The sequence below is a fragment of the Phenylobacterium sp. CCH9-H3 genome, from assembly GCF_001557235.1.
Taxonomy (GTDB): domain Bacteria; phylum Pseudomonadota; class Alphaproteobacteria; order Caulobacterales; family Caulobacteraceae; genus Phenylobacterium.
Map to the genome: position 1 here is coordinate 18,609 of NZ_LSJI01000272.1, position 21,488 is coordinate 40,096.

The following is a 21,488-nucleotide window of genomic DNA, read 5'->3' on the forward strand; positions in this document are numbered from 1 at the left end:
CACTTCGCCCTCGGCGCGGTTAACGAAAAAGATCAACGCAGCCGTTGGTAGCGCCAGGATTCCGAGGCCGGCCGACCCCGCAATGCGCCCTCGACGCGGGCGCAGAGGTCCTCGCCGCAACGGCGGTAGATCACCCGCTGAGGGAAGTCGTGGGCCGGGTTCTCGAACACCGCCTCGCCATCGGACCCGCCGGAGCGCAGCACGAACGGCGTCGGCGGCTGGCCAGCCACGAACGCCGTGAAGGTGGCGCCCGCCGGCTCGGCGGTGATCTTCATGTGCTCGATGCGCGCCGGCCGCCCGGAGGCGTTCGTCTGGCCGGCGCCGGCCATGGCCCCGCCCATCGGCGGCAGCCAGGTCTCTCGGGTGACGACGCCGTCCTTCTCGGAAATCCAGCTCCCGGCCATCCAGCCGAGCGCCGCTACATCGTCGGCCGGCGCGGCCCGTGCGGACGTGGCTAACGTCAGGGCGATCAGGGTGAAGGCGAGGCGCATGGCGTGGCTCTCCAGGGCTCCAAGCTTAACTTTAGCGTCAGGCCTTGCGACGCGCGCGGAAGAAGCCGCGGAGCAGGTCGCCGGCCTCCTGCGCCAGCACCCCGCCCTCGACCCGCGGGCGCCAGTGGCAGGTGGGCTGTTCGAAGAACCGCGGCCCGTTGACCACCGCTCCGCCCTTGGGGTCCTCGGCGCCGAACACCACCCGGCCGATGCGCGCATGGCTGATGGCCCCCGCGCACATGGCGCAGGGCTCAAGCGTCACATAGAGGGTGAGGTCGGTGAGACGGTAGTTGCCCAGCTTCGCCGCCGCCGCGCGGATCGCGACGATCTCGGCGTGGGCGGTGGGATCGTGGCTGCCGATGGGCTGGTTCGCGCCGGTCGCGATCACTTCGCCGGAGGTCGGATCGACGATCACGGCGCCCACGGGCGTCTCGCCGGCCGCAGCGGCGGCTTGCGCGGCTTCGAGCGCGATGCGCATTGTCCGGCGATCATGGTCCACGATCCACTACGACCCCAGCCCGACGACCCAGGTCAAGCCCACGACGCAGACGCTCGGGTCCCGGACGCCGAGGGGGGAGAACGCGTCGCCAAGCTGCTGGCCCGCGCGGGCGTCGGTTCGCGCCGCGATGTCGAGCGGCTGATCGCCGAGAACCGCATCGCCATCAACGGCCGCACGCTCGATACGCCCGCCGTGAAGGTGGAGCCGGGCGACATCGTCACCGTCGACGGCGAAGTGGTCGGCGAGCCCGAGCCCGCGCGCCTGTTCCGCTACCACAAGCCGGTAGGCCTGGTGACGACGCACAAGGATCCGAACGGGCGTCCGACGGTGTTCCAGGCCCTGCCGCCCGGCCTGCCGCGGCTGATCTCGGTAGGACGCCTCGACATCAATTCCGAGGGCCTGCTGCTGCTGACCAACGACGGCGAACTGGCCCGCGCGCTGGAGATGCCGTCCACGGGGATCGTCCGCCGCTATCGCGCCCGCGCCCACGGCCGGACGACCCAAGAAAAGCTGGACACGCTGCAGAAGGGCGCGACCGTCGACGGCGTGCGCTATGGGCCTATCGAGGCCAGGCTGGACAAGGCCAAGGAAGGGCCGCAGGGCGCCAACCTCTGGCTCACCGTCACCCTGCACGAGGGCAAGAACCGAGAGGTCCGCAAGGTCCTCGAATCGATCGGCCTGAAGGTGAACCGCCTGATCCGCCTGGCCTACGGGCCCCTGGCCCTGGGAACGCTGGGCGTGGGCGAGCTTGAGGAGGTGGGCCCGCGGGTGGTGCGCGAGCAGTTCGCCGAACACATCGATCCGGCCAACCTGCCCACCGGAGAGCGGCCGCAGTACCGGTCGCCGCGGAAGAGCGCCTCGCGCCGGGCCCAGGAGGCCGCCAAGGTCGAGGCCGATCTGGCCACGCCCGTCGCAGCGAAGGGACCGAAGGAGAAGCCGGTCTACAAGGCCGGCTGGGCCAAGCCGAAGCCGAAGATCAATCCCCATCCCAAGCCCAAGGCGGGCGCCAAGCCCGGCAAGCCCATCAAGGCGCCGACGCGGCCCGGCATCATCGACAAGGCTACAGCGACTGGATTGAAGCGGGCGGGCGGCCCCGGCGCAGGCCCTCGCGGGCCGAGGGGGTCCGCATCACCTCCGAGAAGCTCCGGCGCTCGTCGGCCAGGCCCTCCCAGATCGGGCGGTCGAGGGCCGCGCGGGTAAGCCGCTTGGCGTGGGCGATCCCGTCCGCGCCACGGCTTTCCCATTCGGCGGCGATCTCCAGCGCCCGGGCCAGCGGGTCGTCCGCCAGCTCGTGGACGAGGCCGATCCGGTGGGCCTCGGCGCCGTCGAAGGTGAGGCCGCGCAGGATGATCTCCAGGGCCTTCGCCTCGCCCACAACGCGCGGCAGGCGCTGAGTCCCGCCGCCGCCGGGGAAGATGCCGATCCGGGTCTCCGGGAGGCCGATGGCCGCCGCCTGGGGCGTCGCGATCCGCAGGTCGCAGGCCAGGGACAGTTCGAACCCGCCGCCCATGCACAGGCCGTTGATGGCGGCGACCACGGGCTTGGGCGCTTCAAAGATCTCGTCGACGAGGGCGAGGAACCCCTGGCGCGGCCGAGCGCCCGGCTCGACCGGCGGCAGAGGCCGATCCTGGCCGGCGTCGCTGGCCGCGGAGAGCTCGCCCACGTCGTAGTGGCGAATGAAGATGCCCGGCAGGCCGCCGGTGATGATGACAGACCTTACGGCCGGATCGGCGGCGAGGGGCCGGAAGGCCTCCAGCATCTCCTGCGAACCCGCGGCGGTCATCGTGCCGAACGGCGGGTTCGCATAGGTCATCACGGCGGCCGCGCCGCGCCGCTCCACCTGCACCAGGCCCATCCGTTCTCTCCCTTGCTTTGTTGCGGCAAACCTTGGATCGGGAACGCTGGATTAGGAAGTGGAGCGTCAGGTCTTGCGCATCGTCTCAGGGGAATTCCGCGGCAAGGCGTTGATCGCGCCCAAGGGCGAGGCCACGCGCCCCACCTCGGATCGCGCCCGGCAGGCGATCTTCAACATCCTGGAGCACGCGCCCTGGTCCGAGGGAGTGCGAGACCGCCGGGTAATCGACCTGTTCGCCGGCTCCGGCGCCCTGGGGTTCGAGGCGCTGTCGCGGGGCGCGGCGTTCTGCCTTTTCGTGGAGACCGACGAGGCGGCGCGGGGGGCCATCCGCGAGAACGTGGACGCCCTCGGCCTGTTCGGCCGCACGCGAGTCCACCGGCGCAGCGCCATCGACCTGGGCGTCCGGCCGGGCGCGGACGGACCGGCCTTCGACCTGGCGTTCCTGGATCCGCCCTATGCCAAGGGTTTGGGCGAACAGGCGCTGGAGCGGCTGGCGGCCGGCGGCTGGCTGGCTCCGGGCGCCCTGGTCGTGTTCGAACGGGGGGCCGCCGAAACAACGCCTGATGCGCCAGGATATACACTACTCGACTCTCGCGACTACGGTGCAGCGCGCGTCCATTTCCTGAAACATCAATAACGGCCATCTCTGTCACAATTTCTTCGCAAAAACTTCTTGAGCGAAGACTGCCTTTCTAACCTCCCGTTAGGGCTGATCGACCATCTGTGGCGCCGGTTGTTTTCCGGAGCCCGGCATGACCCTGCTGCTCGATATCGCGCCGCACATTCCGCCTGCGTCTCCGAACACCCCCGGCGCGGAGCTCTACCAGCGCTTCCAGGACGAGCCTGACACCCTGGCCATCGCCGTCGTCGAGGACGACGGTCGCCCCGTCGGCCTGATCGAGCGCAACGCCTTCCTGGTGCTGATGGCCGCCCAGCACGGCTACGCCCTGTGGTCCAAGCGGCCCGCCTCGCACATGATGAAGCGCGACCCGGTGGTGGCCGACGGCGACGTGACGTTGGAAGAGTTCTTCGGCAGCGTCCTGGCCGAGCGGCCGTCGGAACTGCTGCACGGCTTCATCGTCACCTGCGGCGGCCGCTACGCCGGCGTGGGCGCCGCGCTGGCGCTGCTGCAGGCCTCCGCGGCGGCGGCCAGCAGCCACGCCGAGACCATGAGCCGCCTGGCCTGGGAGGCGCGGGAAGCCCTCGCCACCAAGGGCCGGTTCCTGGCGGTGATGAGCCATGAGATCCGCACGCCGCTGAACGGGGTGCTGGCGGTGGCCGAGATCCTGAAGCGCAAGTCCGAGCAGCCGGACCTGGCGCCCTTCATCGAGACCATCCTGGAGTCCGGCGGCGCCCTGCTCCGCCTGCTGAACGACGCCCTGGACCTTTCGCGCGCCGAGGCGGCCGAACTGGGGCTGGACGAGGCCCCGCTGCAGGCTTCGCGAGTCCTGGATGACGTGACCGGGCTCTGGAGCGCCCAGGCCGAGCTCAAGGGCCTGGATGTGCGCGTGGCCTACGATGGCCCGGCCGACCTGTGGGTCCTGGCCGACGCGGTGCGGCTGCGCCAGGTGCTGAACAACCTGGTTGGCAATGCGCTGAAGTTCACCCAGGCGGGCCATGTGGACGTGCGGCTCCGGGCCGTGGTCGAGGGCGACTACGCGCGCCTGTCGGGCGTGGTCAGCGACACCGGCCCGGGGATCCCGGCCGAGCGGCTGGAGGCGGTGTTCGCGCCTTTCCAGCAGACCGAGGAAGGCGTGCGCCACGGCGGCGCGGGGCTGGGCCTTGCGGTCTGCCGCCAGATCGTGGAGCGGATGAACGGGACGATCGCCGCCCGGCCACGGGAGGGCGGCGCGGAACTGGCCTTCGAGATCCCGCTGCACCGGTTGCCGGCGCCGACGTCCGAGGCGCAGCCCGCGGAGACGGTGGAGGCCGGTCAGGCGGTCCACGTCCTGATCGTCGACGACAACGCCACCAACCGCATGGTCGCCCAGACCCTGTGCGAGATGTTCGGCTGCTCCAGCGAGGCCGTCGACAACGGCGAGGACGCGGTCCGCGCGGTCACCACCGGCCGGTTCGACCTGGTGCTCATGGACATCAAGATGCCCGGCATGGACGGGGTGGAGGCCACCCGGCGGATCCGCTCGGGGGGCGGCCCGGCCTCGCAGGCCCCAATCCTGGCCCTCACCGCCAACGCCGATCCGTCGGACGCGGCCTTCTACCGGCTCTGCGGCATGAACGGCGTGGTGGAAAAGCCCATCAAGCCCGACCGCCTGCTGGCCGCGATGAACGCCGTGCTGTCGGTGGACGCGTCCGACGAGGCCTGCGCCGCCTGAGGCCTCAGGCCTCGGGGCGAACGACGCGGAGGCGTGCGCTCTGCGGCACACGGATGGCGCAGACCACGCCGCTGCGGGCGAAGTCGAGGGTCACCCGACCGCCGAGCTCGCGCGCCACGCCCCGCTCCAGGAGGCGGGAGCCGAAGCCGCGCCGGGTCGGCGGCAGGACCGCGCCGCCACCGCTCTCGCGCCAGGTGACCACGACCTCCCCGGACGAGGCCTCCGCGACTTCCACGTCGACGCGACCGGCTCCGCGCCAGGCGCCGTGCTTCAGCGCATTGGTGGCGAGTTCGTGCAGCGCCATGCCCAGGCTGACCACGAAGTTCGGGTCGAGCTGCAGATCCGGCCCCGCGAGCGCGTAGGGCCGTCCGTACGGCCGCAGGGTGGCCTCGGTCAGTTCGGACAGCGCCGCGCTGTCCCAGGCCCGCCGGACCAGCAGGTTGTGCGTGGAGGACAGCGCCAGCAGCCGCTCGATGAACAGGTCCCGCGCCTGGGCCATGTCGCCCTCGTCGCGGAGCGTCTGCACGGCCACCGACTGCACCGCCGCCAGGGTGTTCTTCACCCGGTGATTCAGCTCGTCCAGCAGCAGCTTCTGGCGCGCCTCGTGCTCCTGCATGCGGCCCATAGCCTCCAGGGTCTGGAGCTCGCTGCGCTTTCGGGCGGTGATGTCCTTGAGGGCTCCGATCAGGCGCAGCGGCTCGCCGGCCTCGTCCAGGCTGGTTTCGGCGACGGCGAAGACCCAGATTTCGCGTCCGTCCATGCGGCACACCCGGAACTCCGACCGGAAGGGGACCGCCGAGGCCAGGGCGGCGTCCCACTCGGCGCTCACCCGTTCGCGATCCCGCGGATCGACGATCCGTTCGAGGCCAACCGACAGGTCTTCGAATTCGAGCTCGGTGTCGAAGAGGGCCTCGTCCGAGCCGTGGTGGGTCAGAAGCCGCCGCGCGAAGTCGAGCTCGTACACATGCATCCCGGCCATGTGCAGCGCCATGATCAGCCGTTGTTCGGCGCGCTTGATGGTCTCCTCGGCGGCCTTCTCGTCCGAGATGTCCATGGCCGCGCCCCGCAGGCCGGTCCGCACGCCGTCCTCGTAGACCGCCTCGCCGAACACCCGCAGCCATCCGCGAGAGCCGTCGCGGCGGGTAAAGCGCGCCTCGTAGTCGATGCGCTCGCCCGGCGGACGGGCGCGCGACATCGCCGCGGCGATGCGAGGGCGGTCCTCCGGATCGTAGATCTCCAGCGCCTCCAGCATCGTCTGGACCCGCGGCCCGCCGCCCATGATGCCGGCCGCCTCCTCGGAGAGGGTCAGCAGGCTGGTCTGGAAGTCGCCGTGCCAGCCTCCGAGGCGCGCCACCTGGTTGGCGGAGCGCAGGACCGCGGCATTGAGCTCGGCCTCCTGCTCGCGGGCCTCCGCCGCGCGGCGAGCGGCTTCCAGCTCGGAGACGTCGCGCGACGTGACCAGCAGGGCCACGGGCGCACCATCGTCGTCGCAGAGCGCGGCGATGACGTTGTCGAAGTAGCGGAGGTTGCCGCGGAACGTGCGCGCCGGCCCGGTGATCCGCTGCGTCTCGCCGGCCGCGCCTCTGCGCAGGGCCGCAGCGACCATCGGCTGCTCCGGCTCGTCCCAGAGCTTCAGCCATTCCCGACCCAGCAGGCCCGCGCTGTCGTCCGCCTCCATGATGGCCACGCCGTTGCGGTTGACGAACTGGATCCGGCCGTCGAGATCGAGGATCTTCACGCAGTCCGGGCTGCTTTCCAGCGCGGTGCGGAAAAAGCCGTCGCTGGCGAACCGGCTGGATCCGAAGTTGCTGCGGAGGGCGTTCATGACCAGCCCGGAAATCCCTGTTGCGCGCGCGACAGTAAAGCTGGCCCGCAGGCCGGCAACGGTCGTTAACGTCGCATCCCGCGCGCAGGATCGCCCGGGCAGGCGCCTCGCCAAAAGCGGTGTTGACCCTCACGCGGCGTGAGGCCCGACCGATCGGCATCGGCAGAGGGAATCGACGAACGGTGCGAGGCTATACGGTCAGCGAGGTGGCGAAACTGTCGGGCGTCAGCATCCGGGCGCTGCATCACTACGACGAGATCGGACTGCTCAAGCCGGCCGACGTCGGCGCCAACGGCTACCGCTACTATGGACGGGAGGAACTTCTGCGCCTGCAGCAGATCCTGTTCCACCGGGAGCTCGGCTTCCCGCTGGACGAGATCGGCAAGGTGCTGGACGCCCCGGACTTCGACCGGGTGGCGGCGCTGAAGGCGCACCGGGCCAAGCTGGAAGCCCAGGCGCGGCGCACGCGGCGGCTGGTCCGCACGATCGACGAGACCCTCGCCGCTTTGCAAGGAGCGACGACGATGGACGACAAGGCGATGTACCGGGGCTTCGACCCCGAAAGACAGGCCGGATACGAAGCCTGGCTGGTGGAACGGTACGGGGGCGACATGCAGGCGCGCATCGACGCCTCGAAGGTCGCGATCAAGGGCGCCACCCAGGCCGACTTCGATCGGATGATGGCGGAGGCGGACGAGATCGAGGCGGCCATGGCCCAGGCGATGGTCGACGGCTTGCCGGCGGCGTCCGAGGCCGTGCAGGCGATCGTCGCCCGCCATTGCGCCTGGGTGGGCGGAAGCTGGAGCGGGACGCCGACCAAGGACGCGTACATCGGGCTGGCTGACCTCTACCGGGAGCACCCCGACTTCCGCGCGCGCTACGACGGGCGGGCCCAAGGCCTCACCGACTACCTGACCGAGGCGATGCGGATCTACGCCGCGCAGGGGCTCGGCTAGCGGCGGCCGAACAGCCGCTCGATGTCGGCGAGCTTGAGCTCGACGTAGGTGGGACGGCCGTGGTTGCACTGGCCGGAGTGGGGCGTGGCCTCCATCTGGCGGAGCAGGGCGTTCATCTCCGGCGCCGTCAGTCTGCGGCCGGCGCGGACGGATCCGTGGCAGGCCATGGTGGAGCAGACGTCCTGCAGCCGCTCCTTGAGGGCTAGGGCCTGGCCGTTCTCGGCCAGATCGTCGGCGATATCGCGGATCAGGCCTGCCGCATCCGTCTCGCCCAGCAAGGCCGGGACCTCGCGGACCAGGATGGCGCCGGGGCCGAAGCTCTCGACGACCAGGCCCAGGGCGGCCAGCTCCTCGGCGCGGGCGGCGACGCGTTCGGCCTCGGCGGGGTCCAACTCGACCACCTCCGGCAGCAGCAGGGCCTGGCGGGCGACGCCGCCTTCGCTGAGCTCGCCCTTCATGCGCTCGTAGACGAGGCGTTCGTGGGCGGCATGCTGGTCGACGATGACCATGCCGTCGCGGGTCTGGGCCACGATGTAGGTCTCGTGCACCTGGGCGCGAGCGGCGCCCAGGGGGTAGTCGACAGGATCGAACACCGGGGCCGCGGCGCCAGGTTCGGCGACGCCGTAGCCCTCGGGCGGCGCCTCGGCGCGGGCCGAGACTTCGGACAGGCCGGGGATCGACTGCACCGCTGCGGCCGCCGCCTGCCAGCCGCCGGCGCTCCAGGCGGAGAATCCGGCGCCCGAGGGCCGCGGCGGCGGATAGCCGGGCGGCAGGCTCTGCGGGCGGAAACCGCCCAGCGCCGCGGCGGCCACGGTGGTGGAGGCGCGGTGTCCCGCGGCGGCCAGGCTGTGGCGTAACCCGCTGACGATCAGGCCCCGCACCAGCGCCGGGTCGCGGAACCGAACCTCGGCCTTGGCGGGATGGACGTTCACGTCCACGAGGCCGGGGTCCAGCGCGATGTAGAGGGCGCAGGCGGGGTGGCGATCGCGGGCGAGGAAGTCGGCGTAGGCGCCGCGCAGCGCCCCCTGCAGCAGCCGGTCGCGGACGGGGCGGCCGTTGACGAACAGGTACTGGTGCGCCGCGTTGCCGCGGTTGTAGGTCGGCAGGCCCGCATAGCCGGACAGGCGCACGCCTTCGCGCTCGTGGTCGATGAGCAGGGCGTTCTCGGAGAACTCCCGGCCCATCACCGCCCCCAGGCGGGCGAGGCGGCCCGCGTCGCCCGGCGCCTCGGCGGGCAGGCGCAGGGTGCGGCGGCCGTCGATGTCGAGGGCGAAGCCCACGGCTTCGTGGGCCATGGCCTGGCGCTTGAGCTCCTCGGTGATGGCCTGGGCCTCCGAGCGCTCGGACTTCATGAACTTCAGCCGGGCCGGCGTGGCGTAGAACAGGTCGCGCACCTCGACCCGTGCGCCGTGCGGACCGGGGAAGCCGGCCGGCGAGACGGCGCCGACGGCGCCGCCCTCCACCAGGATCGCATGGGCGTCCGCCAGCCCCTTGGCCCGGCTGACGATCGACAGCCGCGCCACCGAGCCGATCGAGGGCAGGGCCTCGCCGCGAAAGCCCATGGTGGCGATGCGCAGCAGGTCGTACTCGCCGTCCTCGCCCGGGTTCAGTTTCGAGGTCGCGTGGCGCTCCACCGCGAGCGGCAGCTGGTCGGCGGCCAAACCGTTGCCGTCATCGGCCACCAGGATGCGGGAAAGGCCCCCGCCGTCGGCCTGGACCTGGATCTCGGAGGCCCCGGCGTCCAGGGCGTTCTCGACCAGCTCCTTGACCGCGCTGGCAGGGCGCTCCACCACCTCGCCAGCGGCGATGCGGTTGATCAGTTCGGGAGGGAGGCGGCGGATCGGCATGGGAGCTAGACCTTCCTACATAGTACGATTCCAAGGAGTCTCCCGCCCGTGCTGAATCGCCTCGCCACCCTCGTCGCCGTCGTGATGCTCGCCGCCCTGCCGGCCTCGGCCCAGGTCCCGCTGCTGCTCGCGCCCGCGCCCGTGGACGACCCGGATGCGACCCTGGTGGAGGAACTGGTGGTGCGCGGCCGCCTGCCGGGTCCCGCCTGGTGGCGGGTGTCGGACGCCGACACCACGGTCTATGTGCTCGGCGTGCCGTCGCTCGCGCCCAAGCGGATGGAATGGGACCGGGCGATCTTCGAGCGGCGGCTGGAAGGGGCCAACGTGGTGATCCTGCCGTTCGTGAACGTGCGGGCCAAGGTGGGCGGCTCGGTGGGCACGGCCTTCAATCTGCTGCGCCTGCGGTCCGGTGGGCCGTTCGAAGAGCGGCTGGATCCGGGCACGCGGGCCCGCTTCGTGGCCGTCCGCACGCGTCTGGGCCAGGACGCAGGGCGCTACAACACCCGCAACCCGTTGGCGGCCGGCGTGCAGCTGGCGATCGACTACCGCGACCACGCCCAGCTCACCAACATGGACCCCGCCAAGCTGGTCCGGCTGCTGGCGCAGCGGAAGGGCGTGAAGGTCATCGAGAAGAGCTACGACCTGGGTCCGCAGCTGGGCGGGATCATCCGCACGCCGGCGTCCACCGGCCGCCTCTGCTTCGACGAGGTGCTGGCCCAGGCCGAGGCCGGTCCCGGCGTGACCCTGGCGGCGGCGCGGGCCTGGGCGGCAGGCGACGTGGAAGGCGCGCTGCAGAACGAGCGGACCTATGAACGCTGCCTGGCGGCCGTCAGCGGCGGGCGCACCTACGACGAACGCACCAAGGCCGACGAGGCGGCGGCGATCGCGAACGCGCTCAAGTCGCCCGGGCATGCCATCGCCCTGGTCCCGCTCCGGCCCCTGCTGGCCCAGAACGGGGTGCTGGAACGCCTGCGGGCGCAGGGCTTCACGGTGAAGACGCCAGGCGAGGAGTGATCAAAAATTGCTCCCCCGTTGGGGGAGCTGTCAGCGTAGCTGACTGAGGGGGCGTCCTCAGCGGTCCGAGCGGAAACCCCCTCCGTCGCCTGCGGCGACACCTCCCCCAAGGGGGAGGAACTCTTGGCTACAGCCCCGGCAGTTTGATCCGGGACTTGCCTTCGCGCTGGATCGTGATCGGCTTGTCGCCGGTCAGCTTGGCCACGCGTTCCTTCTCGGCCGCGGGGTCGAGGGGCGCGTTGGATCCGTCCAGGGCCGCAGTCTGCTGCGGGGCGGCGGCCTCGTCCTTCTTCCAGAACATCACCCGGTCGGCGAAGCTCTTTTCCTTGTGGGCCAGATCGCCGAATTCGTCGTCGACCACATAGCGGACCAGCGGATCGGCCTTGTCGGCGCCGGCCTTGGCCACCAGCAGCTTCTCGCCGTCGGTGCGCTGCTCCGCCTCGCGCTGGCCCAGGAGCGCGTTGCGCGCGGCGCTTTCGGGCTGCAGCTCCTGCGGGCGCGGTTCGCCGGGCGCCGGCGGGCGCAGGGCGTAGTCCGGCGGAACCACCAGGGGCGCCTTGGTCACGATGCGGAACTCGTCGGGGGTCACCTTGGACATGCCCAGGGCCTTCTGGGTCGACTGGCAGCCGGCGAGGCCCGCGGCCGCGACCAGGGCGGTCGCCACAATCACGCGATTGATCGTCATAGACTTAGAAAGCTCCTCCAGCGCTTCCCGACGATGCGTCAGCATCGACGATAAGGAAGCGCGCTAGACTTTTAGCTTGCCGCTTTCCCGTGGCGGGAAAACGGCGGGCGGCCCCCCCGGCCGGGTCGGTTGAGATACCTTAATCACGTCCGCCAGCCAACGCTATGCGGCAGGGCGCTGCGGGCGAAGGCTGTCGAGCAGCAGCAGGATCACGCCGACGGTGATGCCGCTGTCGGCGATGTTGAAGATCCAGGGGAAGAACCCCAGCCGCTGGACGTCGATGAAATCGACCACCGCGCCGAAGCGCGCCCGGTCGATGGCGTTGCCAACGGCCCCGCCGATCACCAGGCCCAGGCCCAGCGCCGGCAACAGGCGCGGCTGGCTGCGCGCCCAGGCGGACAGCAGCGCGGCCACACCCAGGGAGAACACCACAAGGCCCCAGCGGACCACGTCGTGCTGCGCCTGCAGCAAGCCGAAGCTGACGCCCTCGTTCCAGATCCGCGTGAACTGCAGCGGCCAGAACACCTCGTGCGAGGCCTGCTCCGGCAGCCGTAGGACGGCCAGGATCCAGTACTTGGAGAGCTGGTCGAGCACGATCACGGCGAGCGCGACGGCATAGGCCGTCCAGCCGTTCCTGGTCACCGTCATGCGTGGGCCGCGTCCCAGGCCGCCACGGCCTCGGCGTCGCGCAGCGACAGGTCCGGATAGCGCGGATCGGTCCCCACCTCCGGCAGGATCCGCCACGAGCGGGCGCACTTGCGGCCCTCGGCCTTCAGCGGCTCGACCGAAACGCCCGGAACCTCCGCCAGCCGGAAACCGGGGCCTTCGCCGGCGACCAGGCGCGCCTGGCTGGTCCGGAACACCTCGGCCGGGTCCAGGCCGTCGAAGGCGGCCAGCAGCTCGGGGTCGGCCACGTGGACGACGGGGGCCGCCTCCAGGGCCGCGCCCATACGCTTCTCGCGCCGCTCGACCTCCAGCGCGCCGGTGACGACCGACGTCACCTGCTGCACCTTGGCCCAGCGGGCGGCCTCGGCCTCGTTACGCCACTCTGCCGGAGTCGTGGGGATCACCCGCATGCAGTTGGAGTGGGCGTCCGGATAGCGGGTCAGCCAGGCCTCTTCCATCGTGAAGGGGATCAGCGGCGACAGCCACGCCGTTAGCCGCTCGAACACCGCATCCATCACCGTGCGCGCGGCCCGGCGGGTGAGCGAGGATGGCTGGTCGCAATAGAGGCTGTCGCGGCGCACGTCGAAGAACAGCGACGACAGCTCGTTCTGGCAGAAGTCCAGCACCGGCCGGATCACGTCCTGGAACAGGTAGCCGTCGTAAGCCGTGCGAACCTGGGCGTCGAGCTCGTAGAGGCGGTGCAGGATGAACCGCTCCAGCGGCGGCATCTGCTCCAGCTCCACCGCCTCGTCGGGGGTGTAGTCGGCCAGGGCGCCCAGCATGTAGCGGACGGTGTTGCGCAGCTTGCGGTAGGCGTCCGACGTGGTCTGCAGGATCGTCTTTCCGATCCGGCTGTCGTCGGCGTAGTCGATCATGGCCGCCCAAAGCCGGATGATCTCGGCGCCGCTCTCGCGGATCACCGCCTCGGGATCGACGGTGTTGCCCTTGGACTTGGACATCTTCTCGCCGTTCTCATCCATGGTGAAGCCGTGGGTGAGGATGGCGTCGTAGGGCGCGCGGCCGCGGGTGCCGGAGCTTTCCAGCAGGGAGCTCTGGAACCAGCCGCGGTGCTGGTCGGAGCCCTCGAGATAGAGGTCGGCCGGCCACCTCGTGTGGGCGCGGTTCTCCAGGGTGAAGGCGTGGGTCGAGCCGCTATCGAACCAGACGTCGAGGATGTCCTCGATCTTCTCGTAGCGGTCCGGGTCGTGCCCGCCCAGGAAGTCGGTGACCGGGCGATTGAACCAGGCGTCGGCGCCCTCGGCGCGGATGGCGTCGACGATCCGCTTGTCGACTTCGGGGTCGTGCAGCGGCTGGTTCGTCTCCTTGTCGACGAACATGGCCAGCGGCGCGCCCCAAGCGCGTTGCCGGCTGATCAGCCAGTCGGGCCGGCTTTCGACCATGGAGCGAATGCGGTTCTTACCGGCCGCCGGATAGAAGGTGGTGGCCTCGATGGACTCCAGCGCCGTCTCGCGCAGGGAGCGGCCGCCCAGTTCCGGCGTGTCCACCGGCTCGTCCATGCGGATGAACCACTGGGGCGTGTTGCGGAAGATCACCGGGGCCTTGGAGCGCCAGGAGTGGGGGTAGCTGTGCTCCATCCGCCCGCGCGCCAGGAGGCGTCCCGCCTCGATCAGCTTGTCCATGACCGCGCCGTTGGCCGGGCCGAACTTGCCGGCCTTCTTGCCCTCGGTCTCCAGCACCTTGAGGCCGGCGAACAGGGGAACATGCGGATAGTAGGCGCCGTCGGGATCGACGGTGTCGGGGATCTCGCGATGGCCGTGGGCCAGCCAGACCATGTAGTCGTCGGCGCCGTGGCCCGGCGCGGTGTGGACGAAGCCGGTGCCGGCGTCGTCCGTGACGTGGTCGCCGCTCAGCAGCGGCACCTGGAAGGCGTAATGGGTGTCCAGGGCCGCCAGCGGATGCTCGCAGACCATGCCCTGGCAGTCGACCTTCTCGACCCGGCGGGCCTTGGCGATCTTGGCGGCCTTGAAGACGTCGTCGGAAAGCTTCTCGGCCACGACCAGCCGGTCGCCGGCCTTGGCCCAGGGCTCGAACTCCAGGCCCTCTTCCATGGCCTCGACCTGGTAGACCGCATAGTCGACGGCTTCGTTGTAGCTGATCGCCCGGTTGGCTGGGATGGTCCAGGGCGTGGTGGTCCAGATGACCACCGAGGCGCCGCGCGCCGCGTCGCTGCCCTCGACCACCGGGAACTTCACCCAGATCGTGGGGCTGACGTGGTCGTGGTACTCGACCTCGGCGTCGGCCAGGGCCGTGCGTTCGACCGGGCTCCACATGACGGGCTTCGAGCCGCGGTAGAGCTGTCCGGACGCCACGAACTTGTGGAATTCGGCCACGATGGCGGCTTCCGAGCCGTAGTCCATGGTGGCGTAGCGGTTCTCCCAGTCGCCCAGCACGCCCAGGCGCTTGAAGCCGTCGCGCTGAACGTCGATCCACTTGGAGGCGTACTCGCGGCACCGGGTGCGGAATTCGGCCTTGGAGACCTCGTCCTTGCGGCGGCCCTGGCTACGCAGCTCCTCCTCGATCTTCCACTCGATCGGCAGGCCGTGGCAGTCCCAGCCGGGGACGTAGTCCACGTCGTAGCCCAGCAGGAACTTCGAGCGGACGACGAAGTCCTTCAGCGTCTTCTGCAGCGCATGGCCAATGTGGATGGCCCCGTTGGCGTAGGGCGGGCCGTCGTGCAGCACGAACAGCGGCGCGCCCGCGCGCTGCCGTTCGGCGCGCATGGCGCCATAGAGGTCGAGCTCGCCCCATTGCGCCAGGGTCTGCGGCTCCTTCTGCGGCAGGCCTGCGCGCATGGGGAACGGGGTCTCGGGAAGGAAGACGGTCTCGCGGTAGTCGCGGCCCTCTTTGATCTCAACGGGGGGCTTTTCGGCGTCGTCGGCCATGACTCTATCCAGGTGGTCCGGAATTCTGATGCGGGTGGAACCCGGCGCGCGCTGGATCGAACGTCCGGCGGCGTCACGCCGGGCGGGTAATTCGCAGGCTCGTCCGAACCGAAAACATCGCGGTGGCTCTAACAGACGGCGACGGGGGCGTCATCCCCGTGAAGGGTCGCTCGGGACCCGGCCTGCCCGCCCGGACGGCGGGTTTCAGCGGGCCGCGTCGCCCTGTCACGGCGCGCTTGCGGGTGTCTGCCGCGATTACACTGGCCAAACGCCGAAAGTTCGCCTATATGAGGGCAATCGAATATCGATTTGGTTCGGTTGCTCTCCACGCTTCTTCTTCGGATCGAGCCCGGACTTCCAAACATCCATTCCGATAATTTGATGCGGAGCGCCGCTTGGCGCACGCCAACATTTACTCTGAAAGTGATCAAGACATGACGACTGGCACCGTGAAGTGGTTCAACCCCACCAAGGGCTTCGGCTTCATCCAACCCGACGACGGCGGCAACGACGTCTTCGTGCACATCTCGGCCGTCGAGCGCTCGGGCCTCGGCTCGCTGAACGAAGGCCAGAAGGTCTCGTTCGAGCTGGAGCGCGATCAGCGCAGCGGCAAGATGTCGGCCGGCCAGCTGCAAGCCGCCTAAGGACGATCAGCCGGGGGGCGAGGCGGGCTTCCGCTTCGTCGCCCGGCGCGACTGCACCATGACCACATCCACCATCGAACGCGCCTATCAGCTCGCCCGCGCCGGCCACGTCCCGAACGTCGCCACGCTGAAGCAGCGACTTAAGGCGGACGGCTGCCGCGCCGTGGACGCGCTGCTCGCGCCGCGCAGCATTCGCGGCCACCTCGAGGCGATCTGCGCAGCGACCTATCAGGGTTCGGGCGCCGAGCCCCAAACCTGAAGGATTTCATGAGCGAATTTCAACGCACGGGCTTTTCGGAACGGCTGAAGACCGCCGCGGACGCCAAGAAGGCGCTGCTGGCCAACTTCCGGCCCAAACCGACCGTCACCGCCTCGGACTTCCAGCCCCGCGCCGTCGCGCGCGAGGCCGAGCTGGCGCAGGTGCGGGAAGCCCGGGCCGAGGCCAAAGCCGCCCGCATCCAGGCGGCCGCCGATGCGGCCGAGGCCGTCCGCCTCTCTGAGGAGAGCCTCGCGGCCGCGGCGCTCGACGCCAAGCGTGGCGAGCGCAAGGAGCGCAAGGCGCTGACCAAGGCCGAACAGAAGGCCAAGCGCGACGCCCGCTACGCCGCCCGCAAGGCGCGCTGACGCCTTTCGAAGGAGCGCGACCCATGCCCAGGAAGCCCAACTACCAGTTCGAGCGCCTGGAACGGGAACGCCAGAAGGCGGCCAAGACGGCCGAAAAGGCCGCCGCCAAGCGCGAACAGCGTGACCGCGAGCGCGCCGAGAGCGACGCCGCGACCCCCCGCGATACGACCGACGAGACCTGAGAAGATCGATGACCAGTGGCGTCAACTACAACCACGAGACCGTCGTCCTGGACGGCGAGACCTTTACGGACTGCGAGTTCCGCGACTGCCGCCTGGTCTATTCCGGAGGCCCCCCGCCGGTGTTCGAGCGCTGCCGCTTCCACGGCTGCGACTGGAAACAGGACGAGGCGGCCGTCCGCACCCTGGCCTACCTGAAGGCCCTCTGGAACGTCGGCGAGAAGGCCACGGTCCAGGCCCTGATCAAGGACATTACCGTCGCCCGCTGAGGCGACTCAGGCCGCCAGGATCTGCCGCGCCCGGGCCGCGTCGCGCATGACCTGCTCGGTCATGATCTCGAGAGTCGCGAACTTTTCCTCGGGGCGCAGGAAGGCGATCAGGTCGGTCTCGATGACCCGGTCGTAGATGTCCTCGTCGAAGTCGAACAGCCATACCTCCAGGAGGGGCCGGGTCACGCCCTGCACCGTCGGGTTCACCCCGATGTTGGCCACGCCCGAGAACTCGCGGCCGTCCGACAGCCGCGTACGGGTGGCGTAGACGCCGAACCTCGGCGTCACATAGTCGGCGAGATCGACGTTGGCGGTCGGGAAGCCCAGCTTGCGGCCGAGCTGGCGGCCCCGCTGCACCGGACCCTCGATGGCGAACGGGCGCCCCAGGATCTCGGCGGCGTCCTGCGGGCGCCCGTCGCGGAGCGCCGCGCGAACCGCCGTGGACGAGAACTTGTCGCCGTCCACGTCCCCTACCGGCTCGGCGACGCTGACGCCGAAACCCAGCTCCTGGCCATAGGCCCGCATGGTCTGCGGCGTGCCGGTGCGGCCCTTGCCGAAGGAATTGTCGAAGCCCACGGCCACGTGCCGCGCCCCCAGGCCCTGGTGCAGGACCCGGGTCGCGAACTCGCGGTCGGTCATGCCCGCCAGCTCGGCCTCGAGCGGCAGGACGTACAGCATGTCGACGTTCAGCTTCTCCAGCGCGCGGGCCTGCTGGTCGGTCTTCATCAGCCGGAACGCCGGCTCGTCGGGCCGGAAGTAGACGCGCGGGTGCGGGTCGAAGGTGATGACCCCCAGCGGCGCGCCCAGCTCGTGCGCCGCCTGCGCGGCCAGTTCGATCACCTGCTGGTGACCGAGGTGAACCCCGTCGAAACTGCCCATGGCGACCGCCGCCCCGCGATCGCTCTGCGGCAGATCCTTCCAACCCCGAATGACCCGGATGCGCTTCATGCGCCCGTTTAAGTCATGCGGGGCGGCGCGGCGCAATCACTAGAGCTTCGCCTTCGACCACGGTCTTACCTGCGACCTCGCAGGTGGTGTCGAGGGTCACGTGCGCGCGGCTGGCGTTCAGCGTCTTCACCGTGACCCGCGCGATGACCACGTCGCCGATCTTCACCGGCCGCCGGAAGCGCAGCGACTGCGAGAGATAGATGACCCCCGGCCCCGGCAGCCGGGTGCCCAGCAGCGCCGAGATATAGGCCGCCGACAGCATGCCGTGGGCGATCCGCTCCCCGAAGGTGGTGGTCTTGGCGTACGCCTCGTCCAGGTGGACGGGATTGAGGTCGCCCGAAACCTCGGCGAACGCCTCGATATCGGCCGCGCCGACGACACGGCTCATCTCCGCCGTCTGACCGACGGACAGGTCGTCGAAATAGAAACCTTGCACGGCAGCTCCCCTGAAGCCGTTTTCTGCGTCTTCCGCAGCGCTGACCCGTGCTCGCCAGCGCTGCGATTCCCGCCCCTACCAACCCATATCGGCTATGGCCCAGGTCGCCTGTAGGCCTTCTTGTCGCAGGAGGTCATTTATCACGTCCAGGTTGAGTCCATCGATACCCACGGTTTCGGCGCCGTGGATTCCGTTGGCCACGAAGAGGATGTCGAGCGCCCGGGCGTTGGCGCCGCGCACGTCGGTCGGCAGGCCATCGCCCACGCACAGCACCCGGGCGGGGTCGACGGCGCGCCCCAGTTCCGCCGCGGCGTGGGCCAGCGCCATTTCGTAGATCGGGGCGTAGGGCTTGCCGGCCATCACCGCGCGACCCCCCAGGCTTTCGTAGAGCTGAGCCAGCGCGCCGCCGCAGTAGATCAGCTTGTCGCCGCGTTGGACCACGATGTCGGGATTGGCGCAGATCAGCTCCAGGCCCCTGGCGACGCAGGCGATGAAGCGGTCGCGATAGTCGCCCGGCTCGTCGTTCTCGTCGTCGTAGGGTCCGGTCACCGAGATGAAGGCCGCATCCTCCGGCCCGCCCTCGTCCAACTCCAGGCCCTCGTAAAGCGGCGCGTCGCGATCGGGGCCGATCTTCCAGACCGGGCCCGGCGCGCGCTCGGCCAGCAGGACGCGGGTGGCGTCGCCGGAGGTGACGATCCGAGTCCAGGCCGCCCGGGGCACGCCCAGGGCGTCGAGCTGCTCGACGATCGGGCCGTGGGGACGGGGCGCGTTCGAGATCAGGATCACCGGCCCCACCTCGGCCCGGAAGCGAGCCAGGGCCGCGCACGCGGCGGCGAAGCTCTCCCGGCCGTTGTGGATCACGCCCCAGACGTCGCAGAGGAGGACGTCATAGCGGCCGGCGAGCTCGGAGAGCCCCTGGATCGGGGTGGGGGAGGTCATGGCCGCGCCGGTAGCACACTCCTCCACGCCCGCGAAGCGAGGGGGCGGGGAAAGCGCGCGGCCTCAGGCGGCGGCGCGACCGCGCAGACGCTCGACGTTCGAAGGCGGCGGTGCGCCGGCCTCGGCGAGGACGTCGTTCTTGATGGCGCGAGGCTCGCCGAACAGGTGCCCCTGGCCCAGCTGGATATCGAGGTCCAGGATGTCCACCACCTGCCGCTCGCTCTCCACCTTCTCGGCGACGAGATCGACGCCGTAGCGACGCAGCAACAGGGCGAAGTCCTCGGCGGCCAGGTCGGGCATCGAGCGCAGCACCAGCCGGTCGTCCACCTCGGTCAGCTCGTCCAGCAGGGTCTGGGCGGCCACCTTCACGAACTTCACGTCCGAGCGCGTCAGGTCCTGCAGGTCGAGGTCGAGATTGGTGACCTTGTCGATCGAGAACCGGAAGCCGAGGTCGGCGAGGCGGGCCATGTTGCGCGCCTGGACCGCGTTGCGGCCCTCGAACGCGGCCTGCCCCACCTCGAACACCAGGGCCGGGGCCAGGTCGCGGTTGGCGCGCAGCAGGTCGAGGAACTGGGGGAAGAACTCGTCGTCACCCAGGCTGGACATCGAGATGTTGCAGAAGATGCCGACCCGACGGTCCTGGCGCGCCAAGCGCCGAACGATCTGCACGCAGCGGAACAGCAGCAGGTTGTCGATGGCGGTGACCAGCCCGGCGGGCTCGGCCACGGCCAGGTACTCGGCCGGCATGATCACCTGGCCCGAGGCGTCACGCAGGCGCGAGAAGCTCTCGTAGAAGACCGTCTTGCGCTGGGGCAGGCCCACGACCGGCTGCAGGTAGAGATCGACGCGGTTCTCGGAGAGCGCCTCGCGGACGATCTCCATCATGCCGCGGGGCGGGCGCAGGTCCTGGCCGCCGCGGGCCGCGAGGTAGGGAGCCTGGGGCTCGTCGAACCGCCGGCTCATCTTCTGGACCAGCTTCTCCAGCAGGTGGACCTCGCCGGACAGTTCGCTCGAGCGGGACTTGTCGGCCTCGACCACGGAGGCGACCTCGGTCAGCCGCCCGTCGATGCGGACCACCTGGTCCAGCAGGATGCGGTGGGCGTCGCGCACCGCCTCAACCTCACCGCGGATCTCACGCATCTCCAGGAAGCGCATGATCATGCCGTGCGAGGCCAGGCACAGGCCGAAGCAGCCCATCATGGACGAAACGGCCACGCCCCAGCCCATGCCGTTGCGCCATAGGCTCAGCGCAACGATCAGCGAGAGGCAGAGATAGGTCGCACAGAGGAGCGCGAGAGTGAGCCGCCGCATGGATCCTGTTCCGAATCACCCGGAGTATCCGCTGTGGTTACCGGGCTCGTCGAATTCATTAACCATGCCCCGGGTTCGGGATTGGTTAACGCCGAATCGGGAAGAGCCGCCTCAGCTCGGGATCGCGCAGCCAAAGGCCGCCCCAGGCGAATACCGCGAGGTAGGGCCCGAACAGCATATGGCTGAAGAGCGGGTTGCCGTTCAGGTAGTGGACCGCGCAGGTCCCGCCCATCAGAGCGGTCACCAGCACCGCACCCAGCACCGCGGTGCGCGGCACGAGATAGAGCGCCAGGATCGCGGCTTCCATCACCCCGATGCCGAAGCCGCTGCCGGCCGGCAGACCGAGCGCGGCCTCGGCCTTGGCGACCTCGGGGTGGCCGGCCAGCTTGATGCCGGCGTCGAAGATCATGAAGGCGGTGAAGAGGCCGGTGAGGGTCCAGCCGGCGAGGGTCATCGCCCGGCCGTTCGCTGGCCGGGCGGAGAGTGCAAAGTCGGTCATTCCCGATCCTTGGTGAAGGTGGGGCCCGCGGCCGGCGGGGGAGGGCGGCCGCGGGCGCGCCTGCCGCCGCGTTCCTACGCGGCCGGCTGATCGAAAGCCCAGACGAACCCGAACGGGTCGCGCACCTGGCCCCAGATGTCGCCCCAGAACATTTTCTGCGGGGGAACCAGGGCCTCGCAGCCGGCGGCGACGGCGCGGTCGAACCACGCCTGGCAGTCGCCGACGATCAGCTGCATCGTGAACGCGGCTGGCGCTTCCTTCGCATGCCCGTGCTCGGGGTAGAAATCGCCCAGCATCACCGACGAGCCGTTGATGTAGAGGTGGATGTGCATGGTCCGCCCCTTGTCGTCGGCCGGGTGGGCGAAGGCGGTTTCGGCCGCGAAGGCCTTCTTGTAGAAGTCCGCCGCCTTCAGCGCGCCGTCGACGGCGAGGTAGGCGACGACGCCACCCTTGGTCTCGACCTGCGGCACGGCGGGCGCTTCAGCTGCTTCAGACATCTCGAGCTCCTCTGGCTTGCTTGCCCAGAGGACGATCGGCGCGGCGCAGATCCGACAACCGGCGCCAA

At 70.2% G+C, this 21,488-nt stretch carries 23 protein-coding genes and 1 pseudogene; 10 read left to right on the forward strand and 14 right to left on the reverse strand.

Features of this window, described 5'->3' with window-relative positions:
• Window positions 1–32 precede the first annotated feature (32 nt).
• On the reverse strand, window positions 33–491 hold the full coding sequence (locus AX721_RS23930) for a DUF6265 family protein (RefSeq protein WP_068878471.1): 459 nt from the start codon (window positions 489–491) through the stop codon (window positions 33–35).
• A gap of 37 nt (window positions 492–528) precedes the next feature.
• Entirely contained in the window at window positions 529–969 is a 441-nt protein-coding gene (gene tadA / locus AX721_RS23935; RefSeq protein WP_068878472.1) for a tRNA adenosine(34) deaminase TadA, read from the reverse strand.
• 12 nt (window positions 970–981) lie between these two features.
• On the opposite strand from tadA, the gene AX721_RS23940 reads away from it, so the two are divergent.
• Window positions 982–2,190 (forward strand): pseudouridine synthase, encoded by a 1,209-nt coding sequence (locus AX721_RS23940; protein WP_068878525.1) that lies wholly within the window; start codon window positions 982–984, stop codon window positions 2,188–2,190.
• Here the strand turns inward: AX721_RS23940 and AX721_RS28495 are convergent.
• Window positions 2,147–2,845 (reverse strand): annotated as a pseudogene (locus tag AX721_RS28495) (enoyl-CoA hydratase/isomerase family protein); the annotation flags it as partial. The gene AX721_RS23940 and the pseudogene AX721_RS28495 sit on opposite strands and share 44 nt — an antisense overlap.
• Before the next feature lie 73 nt (window positions 2,846–2,918).
• On the opposite strand from AX721_RS28495, the gene rsmD reads away from it, so the two are divergent.
• Together rsmD and AX721_RS23950 are read left to right on the forward strand one after the other, a co-directional pair.
• Complete coding sequence (gene rsmD, locus AX721_RS23945) at window positions 2,919–3,482, forward strand: 16S rRNA (guanine(966)-N(2))-methyltransferase RsmD (protein ID WP_068878473.1); 564 nt, start codon at window positions 2,919–2,921, stop codon at window positions 3,480–3,482.
• A gap of 115 nt (window positions 3,483–3,597) precedes the next feature.
• The gene (locus tag AX721_RS23950) at window positions 3,598–5,178 is read left to right on the forward strand and encodes an ATP-binding protein (RefSeq protein ID WP_068878474.1); all 1,581 of its coding nucleotides are present in this window, start codon (window positions 3,598–3,600) and stop codon (window positions 5,176–5,178) included.
• A 4-nt stretch (window positions 5,179–5,182) separates the two neighbouring features.
• On the opposite strand, the gene AX721_RS23955 is transcribed toward AX721_RS23950, so the two are convergent.
• The gene (locus tag AX721_RS23955) at window positions 5,183–7,003 is read right to left on the reverse strand and encodes a PAS domain S-box protein (RefSeq protein WP_068878475.1); all 1,821 of its coding nucleotides are present in this window, start codon (window positions 7,001–7,003) and stop codon (window positions 5,183–5,185) included.
• 182 nt (window positions 7,004–7,185) lie between these two features.
• Here AX721_RS23955 and AX721_RS23960 point away from each other — a divergent pair, with 182 nt between their 5' ends.
• On the forward strand, window positions 7,186–7,959 hold the full coding sequence (locus tag AX721_RS23960; RefSeq protein WP_068878476.1) for a MerR family transcriptional regulator: 774 nt from the start codon (window positions 7,186–7,188) through the stop codon (window positions 7,957–7,959).
• On the opposite strand, the gene mutL is transcribed toward AX721_RS23960, so the two are convergent.
• A complete protein-coding gene (mutL, locus tag AX721_RS23965) occupies window positions 7,956–9,806 on the reverse strand; it encodes a DNA mismatch repair endonuclease MutL (RefSeq protein ID WP_068878477.1) in 1,851 nt (616 codons plus the stop codon). The two genes, AX721_RS23960 and mutL, sit on opposite strands and share 4 nt — an antisense overlap.
• 48 nt (window positions 9,807–9,854) lie before the next feature.
• Here mutL and AX721_RS23970 point away from each other — a divergent pair, with 48 nt between their 5' ends.
• Window positions 9,855–10,820 carry a TraB/GumN family protein gene (locus AX721_RS23970; RefSeq protein ID WP_068878478.1) on the forward strand — a complete coding sequence of 322 codons (966 nt, stop codon included), beginning with the start codon at window positions 9,855–9,857 and terminating at the stop codon, window positions 10,818–10,820.
• A 127-nt stretch (window positions 10,821–10,947) separates the two neighbouring features.
• Here the strand turns inward: AX721_RS23970 and AX721_RS23975 are convergent, their stop codons facing one another.
• From AX721_RS23975 to ileS, 3 genes are all read right to left on the reverse strand, one after another.
• Window positions 10,948–11,505: a DUF3035 domain-containing protein gene (locus AX721_RS23975; protein WP_068878479.1), complete on the reverse strand. Its 558-nt coding sequence runs from the start codon at window positions 11,503–11,505 to the stop codon at window positions 10,948–10,950.
• Between the two features lie 162 nt (window positions 11,506–11,667).
• Window positions 11,668–12,153: a signal peptidase II gene (lspA, locus tag AX721_RS23980; RefSeq protein WP_068878480.1), complete on the reverse strand. Its 486-nt coding sequence runs from the start codon at window positions 12,151–12,153 to the stop codon at window positions 11,668–11,670.
• Window positions 12,150–15,074, reverse strand: a complete 2,925-nt coding sequence (ileS, locus tag AX721_RS23985; RefSeq protein WP_068878481.1) for an isoleucine--tRNA ligase — start codon at window positions 15,072–15,074, stop codon at window positions 12,150–12,152. The genes lspA and ileS overlap by 4 nt, the downstream gene beginning before the upstream one ends.
• A 434-nt stretch (window positions 15,075–15,508) precedes the next feature.
• Here ileS and AX721_RS23990 point away from each other — a divergent pair, with 434 nt between their 5' ends.
• The 5 genes from AX721_RS23990 to AX721_RS24005 are packed head-to-tail and all read left to right on the forward strand — an operon-like array spanning window position 15,509 to window position 16,790.
• Complete coding sequence (locus tag AX721_RS23990; RefSeq protein WP_068878482.1) at window positions 15,509–15,718, forward strand: cold-shock protein; 210 nt, start codon at window positions 15,509–15,511, stop codon at window positions 15,716–15,718.
• A 58-nt stretch (window positions 15,719–15,776) separates the two neighbouring features.
• The gene (locus tag AX721_RS23995; protein WP_068878483.1) at window positions 15,777–15,977 is read left to right on the forward strand and encodes a hypothetical protein; all 201 of its coding nucleotides are present in this window, start codon (window positions 15,777–15,779) and stop codon (window positions 15,975–15,977) included.
• Between the two features lie 8 nt (window positions 15,978–15,985).
• Window positions 15,986–16,342 carry a DUF6481 family protein gene (locus AX721_RS24000; RefSeq protein WP_068878484.1) on the forward strand — a complete coding sequence of 119 codons (357 nt, stop codon included), beginning with the start codon at window positions 15,986–15,988 and terminating at the stop codon, window positions 16,340–16,342.
• A 23-nt stretch (window positions 16,343–16,365) separates the two neighbouring features.
• Window positions 16,366–16,524, forward strand: coding sequence for a hypothetical protein (locus tag AX721_RS28155; protein ID WP_197422705.1), 159 nt, complete (start codon window positions 16,366–16,368; stop codon window positions 16,522–16,524).
• Between the two features lie 8 nt (window positions 16,525–16,532).
• Entirely contained in the window at window positions 16,533–16,790 is a 258-nt protein-coding gene (locus tag AX721_RS24005; protein ID WP_068878485.1) for a hypothetical protein, read from the forward strand.
• A 6-nt stretch (window positions 16,791–16,796) separates the two neighbouring features.
• Here AX721_RS24005 and AX721_RS24010 read toward each other — a convergent pair whose 3' ends face one another.
• From AX721_RS24010 to AX721_RS24035, 6 genes are all read right to left on the reverse strand, one after another.
• Window positions 16,797–17,738, reverse strand: coding sequence for a bifunctional riboflavin kinase/FAD synthetase (locus tag AX721_RS24010; protein ID WP_068878486.1), 942 nt, complete (start codon window positions 17,736–17,738; stop codon window positions 16,797–16,799).
• Window positions 17,739–17,751: 13 nt separating this feature from the next.
• On the reverse strand, window positions 17,752–18,126 hold the full coding sequence (locus AX721_RS24015; protein ID WP_369796673.1) for a MaoC family dehydratase: 375 nt from the start codon (window positions 18,124–18,126) through the stop codon (window positions 17,752–17,754).
• Window positions 18,127–18,249: 123 nt separating this feature from the next.
• The gene (locus AX721_RS24020; protein WP_068878488.1) at window positions 18,250–19,113 is read right to left on the reverse strand and encodes a TIGR01459 family HAD-type hydrolase; all 864 of its coding nucleotides are present in this window, start codon (window positions 19,111–19,113) and stop codon (window positions 18,250–18,252) included.
• A gap of 63 nt (window positions 19,114–19,176) precedes the next feature.
• Window positions 19,177–20,424, reverse strand: a complete 1,248-nt coding sequence (locus tag AX721_RS24025) for an EAL domain-containing protein (RefSeq protein ID WP_068878489.1) — start codon at window positions 20,422–20,424, stop codon at window positions 19,177–19,179.
• Window positions 20,425–20,509: 85 nt separating this feature from the next.
• Window positions 20,510–20,923, reverse strand: a complete 414-nt coding sequence (locus AX721_RS24030; RefSeq protein ID WP_068878490.1) for a DoxX family protein — start codon at window positions 20,921–20,923, stop codon at window positions 20,510–20,512.
• 74 nt (window positions 20,924–20,997) lie between these two features.
• Window positions 20,998–21,420 (reverse strand): VOC family protein, encoded by a 423-nt coding sequence (locus AX721_RS24035; RefSeq protein WP_068878491.1) that lies wholly within the window; start codon window positions 21,418–21,420, stop codon window positions 20,998–21,000.
• Between the last annotated feature and the right edge of the window lie 68 nt (window positions 21,421–21,488).